The organism is Halorubrum sp. Boch-26, assembly GCF_029889805.1.
Taxonomy (GTDB): domain Archaea; phylum Halobacteriota; class Halobacteria; order Halobacteriales; family Haloferacaceae; genus Halorubrum.
In genome coordinates this window covers 1-12,510 of sequence record NZ_JARANT010000080.1, presented here as the reverse complement: position 1 = coordinate 12,510, position 12,510 = coordinate 1, and the positions used below count along the sequence as shown (strand labels likewise).

13 protein-coding genes and 1 pseudogene are annotated in these 12,510 nt (G+C 68.2%); 7 read left to right on the top strand and 7 right to left on the bottom strand.

Annotated features, from left to right (window positions below; genetic code table 11):
• Positions 1–103, top strand: a pseudogene (locus OQF71_RS11180) (IS6 family transposase); the annotation flags it as partial.
• Between the two features lie 445 nt (positions 104–548).
• Here the strand turns inward: OQF71_RS11180 and OQF71_RS11175 are convergent.
• Positions 549–1,556: a TatD family hydrolase gene (locus tag OQF71_RS11175; RefSeq protein ID WP_280587761.1), complete on the bottom strand. Its 1,008-nt coding sequence runs from the start codon at positions 1,554–1,556 to the stop codon at positions 549–551.
• Positions 1,557–1,721: 165 nt separating this feature from the next.
• Here OQF71_RS11175 and OQF71_RS11170 point away from each other — a divergent pair, with 165 nt between their 5' ends.
• On the top strand, positions 1,722–2,774 hold the full coding sequence (locus OQF71_RS11170; protein ID WP_280587759.1) for a sialidase family protein: 1,053 nt from the start codon (positions 1,722–1,724) through the stop codon (positions 2,772–2,774).
• Between the two features lie 86 nt (positions 2,775–2,860).
• Positions 2,861–3,220, top strand: a complete 360-nt coding sequence (locus OQF71_RS11165) for a DoxX family membrane protein (protein WP_280587763.1) — start codon at positions 2,861–2,863, stop codon at positions 3,218–3,220.
• Positions 3,221–3,232: 12 nt separating this feature from the next.
• Here OQF71_RS11165 and OQF71_RS11160 read toward each other — a convergent pair whose 3' ends face one another.
• Positions 3,233–3,667 (bottom strand): DUF2237 domain-containing protein, encoded by a 435-nt coding sequence (locus OQF71_RS11160; RefSeq protein ID WP_280587757.1) that lies wholly within the window; start codon positions 3,665–3,667, stop codon positions 3,233–3,235.
• 100 nt (positions 3,668–3,767) lie between these two features.
• On the opposite strand from OQF71_RS11160, the gene OQF71_RS11155 reads away from it, so the two are divergent.
• The 4 genes from OQF71_RS11155 (at position 3,768) to OQF71_RS11140 (ending at position 8,156) form a co-directional block, all read left to right on the top strand.
• A complete protein-coding gene (locus OQF71_RS11155) occupies positions 3,768–5,579 on the top strand; it encodes a helix-hairpin-helix domain-containing protein (protein WP_280587755.1) in 1,812 nt (603 codons plus the stop codon).
• Positions 5,579–6,130, top strand: a complete 552-nt coding sequence (locus tag OQF71_RS11150) for a Mut7-C RNAse domain-containing protein (protein ID WP_280587754.1) — start codon at positions 5,579–5,581, stop codon at positions 6,128–6,130. Before OQF71_RS11155 ends, OQF71_RS11150 begins: the two co-directional genes overlap by 1 nt.
• Positions 6,131–6,209: 79 nt before the next feature.
• Positions 6,210–6,920, top strand: a complete 711-nt coding sequence (locus OQF71_RS11145) for a hypothetical protein (RefSeq protein ID WP_280587753.1) — start codon at positions 6,210–6,212, stop codon at positions 6,918–6,920.
• A gap of 81 nt (positions 6,921–7,001) precedes the next feature.
• Positions 7,002–8,156 (top strand): aminotransferase class I/II-fold pyridoxal phosphate-dependent enzyme, encoded by a 1,155-nt coding sequence (locus OQF71_RS11140; protein WP_280587752.1) that lies wholly within the window; start codon positions 7,002–7,004, stop codon positions 8,154–8,156.
• Between the two features lie 366 nt (positions 8,157–8,522).
• Here the strand turns inward: OQF71_RS11140 and OQF71_RS11135 are convergent, their stop codons facing one another.
• The 5 genes from OQF71_RS11135 to OQF71_RS11115 form a co-directional block, all read right to left on the bottom strand.
• Positions 8,523–8,693, bottom strand: a complete 171-nt coding sequence (locus tag OQF71_RS11135; protein WP_280587750.1) for a hypothetical protein — start codon at positions 8,691–8,693, stop codon at positions 8,523–8,525.
• A 5-nt stretch (positions 8,694–8,698) separates the two neighbouring features.
• Positions 8,699–9,604, bottom strand: coding sequence for a prohibitin family protein (locus OQF71_RS11130; protein ID WP_280587749.1), 906 nt, complete (start codon positions 9,602–9,604; stop codon positions 8,699–8,701).
• Between the two features lie 616 nt (positions 9,605–10,220).
• A complete protein-coding gene (locus OQF71_RS11125) occupies positions 10,221–10,541 on the bottom strand; it encodes a DUF4188 domain-containing protein (protein ID WP_280587748.1) in 321 nt (106 codons plus the stop codon).
• A gap of 520 nt (positions 10,542–11,061) precedes the next feature.
• Positions 11,062–11,790 (bottom strand): 3-oxoacyl-ACP reductase family protein, encoded by a 729-nt coding sequence (locus OQF71_RS11120; protein WP_280587747.1) that lies wholly within the window; start codon positions 11,788–11,790, stop codon positions 11,062–11,064.
• 77 nt (positions 11,791–11,867) lie between these two features.
• On the bottom strand, positions 11,868–12,510 hold a 643-nt coding region (locus tag OQF71_RS11115; protein ID WP_280587746.1), incomplete at its 5' end, for a methyltransferase domain-containing protein.

Here is a 12,510-nt window from a genome sequence, read left to right as displayed (position 1 = left end):
ACGCAGAACTGTCTGTTTCTCAAACTGTTTCAGCAACGCCGAAGCAGAAACTGCTGACGAGTGGTTGAGATCGTTCGCTTTCGCATGGAATCAGCTTATCTGAACACTACCGGCGGTGAACGGTTACTTATGTCGAGCCGATAGCCTATAAATAGCAGACGGCAGACCGACGGTGAACACCTCCAAAGCCCCAGCCGCTCATTTATAAATGGTCGACGGCGGATCGACGGTGAACACCTCCAAAGCCCCAGCCGCAAGGACGGCGCACGCTCGCTGCGCGCCTCACTCGGTCGCTGACGCTCCCTCGTTTCGGTGCTTGAGTCGCCTGCGCCGTCCTTGCGGCTGCCCCTTTGAGTCCCACCCACACCGCTCCGCACAGCACCTCACGCCTCCCCAGCCTCGCGGTTCGCGCTCTCCGAGCGCTCACCGCGTCCCTCGCACCGTCGGTTCGCGGCCCTGCGGGCCGCTTACCGGGGCGCGCCACCGCAACGGTTTTTAAGTAATTGTCGCCGTCACTGACGGTCATTTGAGTATCGGATAGCGTCCGACTATTCCTGCTCGAAGTCGAAGACCTCCCGCGGGTTCTCCAGCACGACCGTTCGGATGTCGTCGACGTCGATCCCGTACCGGTACAGCTCGAATATCGCGCGCTTCAGCGCGTACGGGTCGGTCCGGAGGACGTTCGCGCAGTCGGTGTCGACCATGATCCGGTCGGCGCCGTACTCGTCGATGGCGTCGGCGACGTCGGCGGCGTCGACGCCGACCAGCCACGAGTGACCGATGGTGTAGCTCAGGTAGCAGTCGGTCTGTGCCATCAGGTATTCCGTGTTGTTGCGGTCGGCGTGAGAGGCGACGACGCGCTCGTCGTCGAGCCCGGCGTCGCGCATCGCCTCGACGTCGAGCCGCACCGCGTCGAGCGCGGGGTTCTCGCCGTCGAGGACGGGGTCGGTACCGAGCCCCGCGTTCTTCTCGTAGCCGGGCGTCACGCCGAGCCCGTCGCGGTACGAGCGCTTCGCGTCCGTCGACGTGTTCGGCGTGTGGAGGATCACCGGCAGGTCGTGCTTCTCGGCGAGCGCCATCTGCGCCCCCACGACCGCCTGCTGCTCGTCGACGCCCCACCGCTCGACGTGCTGGGAGGGGACGACGCCGGTCTCCCCGACCGCGACGACCTCGTCGAGCGCGCAGTACGCGTCCATCGCGTCCAGCAGCTCGTCGGGGTTCTCGATGCGGACGCCGGTGTGGACGCCGAGCCCGAGCTTCGCCTCGAAGAAGTGGTTGCGCTCGATCGCCTCGCGGCGGTTGATCGCGTCGTCCCACAGAAAGCGGATGTCGTCGGCTTCGACCGGCTTGTACGGGGTCCAGTGGTACCCGGACGCGACCATGAGCATGGACCGACAGCCGGCGAGCGCGTAGCGCTCGCGGTCGGCCCACGAGAGCGTGTGCGCGTGGTTGTGGATGTCGATCCACGGGAGGGTGAGCAGCTCCCGCGGCAGGTCGATGTCGTCGTCGATGTGCGCCGCGTCGGTCGGTCGCTTGGTCGGGTCAGGTGTGGTCATGGGTCTGGTGTCGGTGTGGCGTCGCGATGGATTCGCCGGCGCCGGGTCGCGCCGCCACGGTCGCGTCGCCGGCGAACCCCCGTCGCCCTCCGGTTGCACCCCCGGCCACTTAGCGTTTTACAGCTTGGTAAAACTTTAGTACGCGTCCCACCCACGTGTTCGTGTATGACACTGTTGATCGGGACAGACGACGGGCTGTACCGCGTCGGCGACGTGCCGTTCGAGCGCGACGACGCGGAGCGGGTGCTCGACTGCGAGGTCGTCACTGCGGTGAAGTCGTGGGACCACGCGGAGGGCGTTTTCGTCGCGTCCTCGACGGGTGCGTACCACTCGCTGGACGGCGGCGAGACGTGGGAGGACCTCGGCGTCCCCCTCGGGGACCGGTTCTGGCACGCCGGCCAGAGCGAGGTCTGGTCGATCCTCGCGACGGCCGACGGCGCGCTGTACGCCGGGACGAACGACCCCTACATCTTCCGCTCGGTCGACGACGGGGAGACGTGGACGGAGCTGAAGGGGTTCCGCGACCTGCCCTCGCGCGGTCACTGGGAGTCGCCGATCGACCCGCACTACGCCAGACTGCGGGCGCTCGAGGTCGTACCGGGCCGGCCGGATCGACTGATCGCGGGCGTCGAGGCCGGCGGGATCCACCTCACCGACGACGCCGGGCAGACGTGGACCGATCGGCGCGACACCATCGTCGACGACGTTCACCAGATCCTCCCGGTCTCGGAGGACGTGTGGCTCGCGGCGACCGGCTATCTCGACCACAACTTGGAGAACCTCGGCCTCGGCCACGCGGTCGGCGAGGGCGGGCTCTGGCGGACGACCGACGCGGGCGAGTCGTGGAGCCGGATCGACGCCGGCAACGACTTCTCGTACGTCCGGCGGGTGTTCGTCCACGACGGGACCGTCTTCTTCTGCGGCGGCGAGGAGGCGCCGCCGGCGTGGGTGAACGACGACCACGAGGTGGCGCTGTTCGAGTCGACGAACTTCGGTCGGGACTTCGAGCGCGTCTCCTTCCCGGGCGAGCCCCACGAGATCGTCGAGACGTGGGCCGTCCACGACGGAGACGTGATCTGCGGCTCGGGGCTGTTCGACGTGCCGGACCAGCGCGACGACGTCGAGGGCCGGATCATGCGCCGGAGCGACGACGGCGCCTACGAGACGGTCGGGCGCGTGGACGCGAACGTCAGCCGCATCGAGGTGGTGTCGGCGTGAGCGACGAGACCGCGGACGCCCCGTCGCCGTCCGCCGACGCCGGGGACGCCCCCGAGGCGACCGCGACCGGCTCCGACGCCCCCTCGCTGCTCGGTCGGACCCTGTACGGCGGCGTTCTGGCGTACATGGCCGTCGACGGCTTCAAGAACAACGACAAGCGGGTCGCGGTCGCCGAGGAGAAGGGCGTCCCGATGCCCGACGTGCTCGTCCCGTTCGTCACGGGGATGCTGCTCGTGGCCAACCTCGGGATCGTGCTCTGGAAGCTCCCGCGCGCGGCCGCCGGCGCGCTCGTCGTTTTCTTCCTCGGGACGACCCCCTCGATCCACGACTTCTGGACGATGGAAGGGAAAGAGCGGCACGGCAACAAGATCAACTTCCTGAAGAACCTCGCGCTGCTCGGCGGCGCGATCGTCTTCCTCGACGCCGCCGACGGCGACGACGAGTAGCCGTCGAGTCGGCTACTCCGGCGTGTCGGGATCGAACTCGTCCGGATCGAACCCGTCCGGATCGAACTCGTGCTCCCGGAGCCGGTCGGGGTCGACCGCGCGCAGCACGGACTCGTCGGTCGCCCCCAACACGACCGGTGGCGCGACCCCCGCGTCGGCCGCCTCGACCCACCGGCCGACGCAGAGACACCAGCGGTCGCCCGGCTCCAGCCCGGGGAAGTCGAACTCCGGTCGCGGCGTGATCAGGTCGTTGCCTCGCTCCCGGCTGTACGTCAGGAACTCGGCGGTCACGACCGCACAGAGGGTGTGCTCGCCGACGTCGCCGTCGACGTCGCGGCAGTAGCCGTCGCGGAGGTACCCCGTGGTGGGATCGCGGCCGCAGGGCGCTAACTCGCCGCCGAACACGTTGCGATCGCCCTCGTCGCCATCGCTCTCGTCGGTGGACACGCGTGCCGTTCAGTGCCCGCGAGACTTATCAATGGCGCCGGGTGCGCGTGTCTCCGGGCCGCCCGACAGTATAAGGAGCGTCCGACCGAACGCCGAGCAAATGAGCCGGAACGACGAAGTCGCCGCCCTTCTAGAGGAATTCGCCGACCTGCTCGAAGCGACCGGGGTCGAGTACAAGCCGACCGCGTACCGCCGCGCCGCCGAGAACGTCCGCGAGCACACCGCCCCGATCGAGAACCTCGCGGGGGAGGGGGAGGAGGCCGTCGCCGAGATCGACCGCGTCGGCGACGCGATCGCCTCGAAGGTCGTCGAGTACTTCGAGACCGGCGAGATCGAGGAGCTCGCGGCGCTTCGCGAGGAGCTCCCGGCCGACATGGCTGGGCTCACGGCGGTCGAGGGGGTCGGCCCGAAGACGGTCGGAAGCCTCTACGAGGCGCTCGGGGTCACCACGCTCGACGAACTGGAGGCGGCCGCGGAGGCCGGCGAGATACGGGAGGTCTCCGGGTTCGGCGCCAAGACGGAAGAGAACATCCTCGACAACATCCCGTTCGCCCGCGAGGCCCGCAAGCGCACCCGGCTCGGCGACGCGCGGCCCGTCGCCGACGCGGCGCTCTCCTACCTCGCCGACCTCGACGCGGTTGAGTCGGTCGAGGTGTGCGGCTCGATCCGGCGCTGGAAGGACACCATCGGCGATATCGATCTCCTCGTCGCCAGCGACGCCCGCGAGCCGATCGTCGAGTCGCTCACCGACTGGTCCGAGGCGGACGCGACGATAGAGGCGGGGACCGGCAAGGCGAGCGTCCGCGCGAGCGGGACCCGGGTCGACCTCAGGATCGTCGACGCCGAGGAGTTCGGCGCCGCGCTCCAGTACTTCACCGGCTCGCGCGCCCACAACGTCGCGGTGCGCAACCGCGCGATCGACCGCGGGCTGAAGCTCAACGAGTACGGTCTGTTCGATATCAGCGACGTCGACGGCGAGAGCGACGTCGACGACGCTGGCTCCGGGGACGCCGCGGCCGACGACGGGACCGACGCGGACGGCCAGCGGGTCGGTGAGCGCGTCGCGGGGGAGACCGAGGCGGGCGTCTACGAGGCGCTCGACATGGACCCGGTCCCGCCCGAGCTCCGCGAGGACGACGGCGAGGTCGCGGCGGCCGCGGCGGGCGAGCTCCCGGAGCTCGTCGAGACGGGAGACCTGCGCGGCGACCTCCACACGCACACCGACTGGTCGGACGGCGGGTTCTCGATCGCGGAGATGATCGACGCGGCCGCGGACCGGGGGTACGACTACCACGTCGTCACCGACCACGCCGCAGGTCCGGGGATATTCGGAAACACCGGGCTCGACGAGGCCGAGATCGCAGAGCAGGCCGAGGCGGTCGCGGACGCGGCGGAATCGGTGAGGGCCGACGTCGAGGTGTTCCACGGCATCGAGGCGAACATCGACGCCGAGGGAGCGATCACCACCGACGACGCGACGCTCGCCGACCTCGATCTGGTCGTCGCCTCGCCGCACTCCGCGCTCGGGCAGGACGGCGAGGCCGCCACGGAGCGGCTGGTCCGCGCGGTGGAACACCCCCACGTCGACGTCTTGGGCCACCCGACCGGCCGGCTCATCAACAGCCGTCCGGGGATCGCGCCCGACGTCGAGGCCGTCGTCGCCGCCGCGGCCGACGCCGGTACCGCGATCGAGGTGAACGCGAACCCCGCCCGCCTCGACGCCGACGGGGACACCGTGCGCGCCGCGGTCGATGCCGGGGCGCCGATCGCCGTCAACACCGACGCGCACACGCCCCGCGAGCTAGACAACGTCCGCTACGGCGTCCACACCGCGCGACGGGGGTGGGCCGAGACCGGCGATACTCTCAACGCGCGCTCGGCCGACGGCCTGCGGGAGTTCCTCGACGGCTGATGCCGGTCGGCGGCGACGGCCCGGACCCCGACGACCCCGACCCACCGCGCGTTTTCCTCGACGCGATGTGCGGGAAGCTCGCGACGTACCTCCGGATGTGCGGCTACGACGCGGCGTACGCGCTCGACCGCGGAGTCGAGGCCGACGACCGGGTCCTCTCGCTCGCGGCCGCCGAGGACCGGACCCTGATCACACGCGACCGCGAGCTGGCCGCGCGGGCCGTCGACGCCCTCCTCCTGACCGAGCGCGACGTGCTCGACCAGCTCGGTGAGGTCGCCGAGGCGGGGCTCCCGGTCGACCTCGCCGAGTCGCCGACGCGGTGCGGCGCCTGTAACGGCCCGGTGGAGCGGGTCGGTCCGGAGGGCGTCGACGTCGACCCAGACGACCGCCCCGAGTACGTGCCCGACGACGTGGGCGCGTCGCCCGCGACCGAGTCCGATTCCGCGGTCGACGCCGAGTCCCGCCCCGCGTGGCGCTGTGGCGACTGCGGGCGCTGGTTCTGGAAAGGCGGCCACTGGGAGTCGGTCGCCGACCGACTCGACGGGATGTGACTCCCGCCGCCGCCGGCGTCCGCGGGTCGCCCGCGCCCGAGCGTAACCGGTTTGCCCGCGACCCGCCTACGACCCACTCATGAACCGCGAGCAGGCCGTCGACCGACTGGCGACCCTCGTCGATCGGGTCGAGCGCGAGACGATGCCGGTCCCCGTCCGCGAGGTGTGGGCGTTCGGCGACGTGGCGCTCGGGCTCGACCCCGTCGAACGGCTCGACGTCTACCTCACCAAGGACGTGATCATGGGCGGCGACGCCGACGCGGCGGCCGCGTTCGAGGCCGAGTACGGCGTGAAGGGCGTCGGCACCTCCGTGCGCGCCGAGTGGGCGGAGGCACACCCGGACCGCGTGCGCGCGAGCGACAACGGGTACGCCGCGCCCGAGAAGTGCCTCGCGGCCGAACTCGTCGCGAACGGCGAGGGACGTAGTCCCTCGGGCAACCGGGATTCGCCCGGTGACAGCCGGTCGCAGTCCGGCGACGACGAGCCGATCCACTTGGAGGTGTGTAACGCGAGCTTCGAGGACAACGTGCGCCAGCGCCTGAAGGGGGCGCTGGCCCGCGACGCCTACGAGGAGGTGCTCGACCCCCGGGGCGTCTGCCTGTGGGTCGACGGCACCCGCGACGCGGAGGCGTTCGACCGGCTCCGCGAGGCCTCGCTCGCGATGCCGACGCTCCCCGCCGCGCTCGGGATGCTCGGCGCCGACGAGGAGGTGGCGAGCGAGGCGGCCGACGTTCTCAAACGGCAGCGGGCCGAGCAGGAGGGGGCGTCGGTGCGCGGCGACATGGTCTGAGTCGGGGGGCTGGAACGGGTGTTTCGCAGCGAGGGGTTCCGCCACCGGACCGCTTTTGAGACCGATCGCCGTGTGGACGGTATGCCAACCCCCACCGATCGCGTCCGGCGCGCGGAGCGCTCGCGGATCCGCGTGATGTTCGACCTCGCACAGCGTCACGACGGCGACCTCGTCCGGCTGGAGGTCGGCGAACCCGACTTCGACACGCCGGAGCACGTGATCGATGCGGCCGCGAGCGCCGCCCGAGACGGCGCGACGCATTACACCTCGAACGCGGGGCTCCCGGCGTGTCGGCGGGCCATCAGCGACACGCTCGCGGGCGAGTACGGCGTCGAACACGACCCCGACGAGATCGTCGTCACCGTCGGCGGGATGGAGGCGCTCCACCTCGCGACCCTCGCGACGGTGTCGCCCGGCGAGGAGCTGCTCGTCCCGGGGCCGACGTGGCCGAACTACGAGACGCAGGCGACGCTCGCGGACGGGAGGTTCCGCGAGGTCCCCATGCCCGCGGAGACGGGGTTCGACCTCGACGCCGACCGCGTGATCGACGCGATGAGCGACGACACCGCGGCGGTCGTGCTCACGACGCCCTCGAACCCGACCGGCGGCGTCTTCGACCCCGAGGAGTGCCGGGCCGTCGTCGAGGCCGCGGCCGACCGCGACGCCTACGTGATCGCCGACGAGGTGTACCTCGGGCTCACCTACGACGGCCCGGCCGAGGGGATCGCCGGGTACACCGGTCACCCGGACCACGTGCTGACGGTCGGCTCCTGCTCGAAGCGGTACGCGATGACCGGGTGGCGGCTCGGCTGGCTCGCGGGCGATCGGGAGGTGATCGACGAGGTGACGACGGTCCGCGAGTCGACGACCGCCTGCGCGTCGAGCGTCGCGCAGCACGCCGCGATCGCCGCCCTCACCGGCCCGCAGGAGCCGTTCGAGGAGATGTATCGCGCGTTCGAGGAGCGCCGCGACCTCGTCGTCGACCGTGTCGCCGGCATCGACGGGCTCTCGTGTCCCCGGCCGGCGGGCGCGTTCTACGCCTTCCTCGACCCCGGGCTCGACGCGCCCGCCATCGACGTCGCGAAGTACCTCCTCCGGGAGCACGGCGTCGTGCTCGCGCCCGGCGACGGCTTCGGCGACACGGCCCCCGAACGGCTCCGGCTCTCCTTCGCGAACTCGGTCGACCGGCTCGAAGAGGGGTTCGACCGGATCGAGGCCGGGCTGGCGGAGTACTGAGACTCGGACCTATCGCGGTCCGTCTCCAGAGGTACTCCGTTCGGAACGATCGCTCCGTTGAAACCTCCTGCCACTGATTGTCGTTCCCGCGTCAGTAAACGCAGTTGGCTTCTCCGAAACACTCGGATTCGAGAAACAACGCGAAATCGATGCAAGCGCCTCCGACACACGGGAGATTTCGAGTGTCGAACTGACGTAGCGATTCTCCTACCTGCGCGACTCGCAGTCAACGATATCGGCGAACCCACACTTCACCTGAAGAATAGAACGAAGGTGTCGTACTGGCTACACACGCTGATGACGGCGCTGTACCCGTCGACGACCGATCAGATGTTCGGCCTCAGCTATCAGCGTCCCGCCATGTCGTTAGTCGTCCTCGTCGAACAACGCTTGACGTTCCTCGTGTTCGTACTGCTGCGCCTGCATCTCTTTCTCGTGTTCAAGCCGCTGCCGGTTATCGACGTATCTGAAGGCCGCGTAACTGACGAGCGAAATCAACCCCAGCCACAGCACTCCGATGAGCAGAAGTCGGAACACACCTTCTACCCCTGTTCTCCTTCTTCTTCGTCAACATTCTTGACGAGATCTATTCCGGCCTGCGAGCCCGCACCGACGTAAATCGTGTTCTCGTTGCTTTCCAGCGCGTTGATGTATTTGACCTGAACAAGCTCGGGATTGCCCTTCAGCGATTCCGCTTCGATCTCGTTCGCGTCCGCTTGTCCCTGCGCCTCGACGCGTTTCCGCTCCGCTTCCGCCTTTGCGACTTCGATCGAGTTCTGCTTTTTCTCGATGTTCTGCTTCTCTACTTCTTTCTTTTCAACCGCGTCAGCGTACTGACTCGGGAGCTTGATATTTCGGATCTGAACGGCCTCGATCGTCAGCCCGGTTCCCTCCGATTCTGCGATCAGCGCTTCAGTAACCGCGTCGGCCATCTGGTTCTGCCCCGACCCGGTGTATATCTGCGTCGTCTGGATGTCTCCGCCTTCTGTCCGGAGCACGTCCTGCGTCGTCGGGCGGATCAGACGAGCCTCCGCCTGTCGGACGTTTTTGTACTCATCGTAGAACGTGTTTGCCTGCGCCGTGTCGACGCGATAGCGGACGGTGACGTCGACGTCAACTGAGACGCCGTCGTTCGTGAGGACCTCGACGCTGTCGTCTCGCGCTTCGGCTCCCTCTGCCGCTTCATTTGCCATCGTGTACTGCTGCGGCCGAGTCTTGACGACCGCCGTTGAATCTTTAATCGGGGTGATCCAGTGAGCGCCTGGCTCGAGCATCTCTCCCGTCGAATCGCCCCATTCTTTGACGACTTCGACGTTCCCTTCTTCGACCGGGTTCCACGCGAGCACACCGCCGACTAACGCAGTGAGGAGGATCATCGCAACTGCGGCTGCGGCGACTCCTGTACGAGCATTGTCCATTTTGAATCCATGGCGGGGTGTGAATCCCATACGTGTCCATGGAGGCCAGCTCCGCATCGTTGTACAGCGGGGGGGACGGCGGGTGGTTCGACCTCAGACGACTCCATACGGCTCGGAGGGCGGACCGAGTTGGACTGCAGCTCTGCCGGGGCGGTCGAGCATCGAGTACCGGTCCAGAGGTCGCGTTATCGGAGAGTCCGAATCTCAGCCTCGGTCGGATTTGGAGGGAAGCGATTTCGTCCGTATCGATTCACGATGTCTAGGAACGCTGATATATGTACCGATACGTTCCCGCGCGTGCTGATATCACGACGTGTGGAGACACCTGCCCAGCGAGGCCACTCTCTGCCGGTCGACACAAAACCACCGGCCATGATAACAACCCGATATCATAACTGCCTGAGTGTTTGACCTGTCGGCGTCGCATGAGCGGAACGGGTTTGCGACACCCAGTGCTGACTACGCCCGCCGTATCGGGCACGACCCGACTGACAGAGACCGAGTAGTCGGTGAGGACGTCGCTGCAGACACACCGCGAATGCAGTGCGAACCGAGCTCGGTCACCGGACGGAAACGACCGTCAGTACAGCGAAATCGGTGATACCACTGTCGCTGAGTGTGCCAAACGAACGAGACGGTGACACTCCTATGCGGCCGGATCCGCGTCGTCGCCGAACCCTCTTCCGTACGATTCGATGACTTCCGTAACGATGACCTCGTACGCGTCGTACCACTCTGTCCATCGCTGTTTCGCTTGTCTGTGGACAGCGTCCGCTCCGAAAGACTCGAGCGCGTCCAACGACTGCCAGTAGTACACGACGAGAACTTCCTCGCTCTCCGGGGCGTGCCACGTCCGCTTACCGAGATAGCCTTCCGTGTCCTCCGCGACCGCCTGTATCGCGTCGTTTAGGTCGTGGAATTCCTCATCATACTCCCCCGGGTCGAGGCGAAACGTAACGAGATACATCAGTACGGTTCTCTCGATGGCGCGTGCAAGACGCTTGCTCTCGGAGACCGACGATCGCCAGTCCGCCTACCGACCGATTCAGTAGGGGTCGACCGAGACAAGCGGAGTCGTTGCACTGTACGCATCCGCTGCGTCTCGTACGGCGTCCCTCACGGCAATTCGAGCACTCACTCAACTCCTCGCTGAATACGGGACGCGCGCGTTACATGGGTTCTCCGCAAGCGGGACGAGGGTTCACGATACGCGTAGCCCTCTCCGTTTCCCTTAGAACGCCCGAGTCTTCCGGGGATACCTCCGCTTTCGGGTGATCCTCCTCGTAGCCGGTTTGTTAGCACTGGGAGGAGTCGCTTTCGCTCCCGGAATCGGTGGTGCAGCTGGTAGCCTGACTCTCTCGGGACCGGTTTTCACTCTGGTCGCGCCGGCTCCACTCTTCCCATTCCGCTACCCCCGCCCTCCGTACTCGGCGACCGTCGCTCCATCGGTGAGCGATTGACGGGCTCTGCCCCCGCGTTATCGCGATTTAGCGCATCAGTTCCCCGCCGTTCACGTTCAGTGTCTCTCCCGTGACGAACGTCGCGTCCCGGAGGTAGGCGGCCGCGTCGGCGATGTCCTCGGGCTGCCCGTATCGGTTGACCGGAATCTGAGCCAGTTCCTCGCGCTTCTCCGCCGGCGTCCGGTCGTCGGTCATGTCCGTCTCGACGTGGCCGGGCGCGATCGCGTTCACCCGCACGTCGGGCGCGAAGTCGCCGGCGTGGCTCCGCGTGAGCGAGAGGAGCGCCCCCTTCGAGGCGGCGTAGTGACACTCGATCGGCGCGCCGGTGTGCGCGAGGATAGAGGAAATGTTCGTCACCGAGGGGGCGTCCCCAGAGTCCCGGAGGTGCGGGAGCGCCGCCTTCGTGGCGTTGAACGCGGAGTTGACGTTGACGTCCATCACCCGATCGAAGTCGTCGGGATCGAGGCTCGCGGTGTACACGTGCTGGTCGATCCCGGCGTTGTTGACGACGTGGTCCACCCCGCCGAACGCGTCGGCGGCGGTCTCGACGAGCCGCGCGGCCGCGTCGGGGTCCGAGACGTCCGCGCCGGCGACGACCGCCTCCCGGCCTCGGTCGCGGACCGCGTCGGCGACCGCCTTGGCGGCCTCGTCGCCGGTGTGATAGTTGACGGCGACGTCGTAGCCGTCGTCGGCGAACCGAAGCGCGATCGCCCGTCCGATACCCCTCGAGGAGCCCGTCACGAGTGCGGCCGGCATGTGTCCCGAGTCGACCCGGTTCGACTTCGGCTTTCCGGACGCGGCGCCGGCGACGAAGCGGCTGTCCTCGCCCGCTCTCACGCCACCCGTCCCACGGTCACGTCGAACGGGACGCGCTCGACGCGCTCGTACTCGCCGGCGCCGATCGCGTCGGCCACCTCGCGGCCCATCTCGCGCCAGCGTCGGCGGAGGTCGTCGTAGGCGTCCACTGAGGTCGCCGCCACCAGTTCCTCGCGGTGGTCGGCGATCCCGGCGCCGGACGCCTTCCGCGCCGCCGACGCCAGCGCGGGCTCCGCGTACGGGGCCGCCGTCCGCTTCTCGTGGACGTACCGGCGGGTACGGAGGTCCTCGACGCCCGCCGCCGCGAACGCCTCTCGCACGCGGTCGCCGAGCGCCACGTCGGTGTCGACGCCCTCCAGGTACGCCTCGCGGGCCTCTCGCTCCAGTCGCTCCTCGGCGGCGACGGTGGACGTCACCGTCACGTCGCCGTTGTCCGGTTCGATCGCGGCGACGAGATCCGAGGAGACCCGCGCGAACTCTCGGACCGCGGCGGCGGGATCGGGGAGGTTGATGAGGAGGGCCTGACAGACGGCGAGATCGACGGCGTCGTCCGGAAGGGGGAGCCGGGTCGCGTCGCCGGCGACGTACGGCAGCCCCAGTCTGTTATACAAAACACCGAGCCCCCGAGACAAAGTTATGGGGCGTGGGACGGAGGGAGGT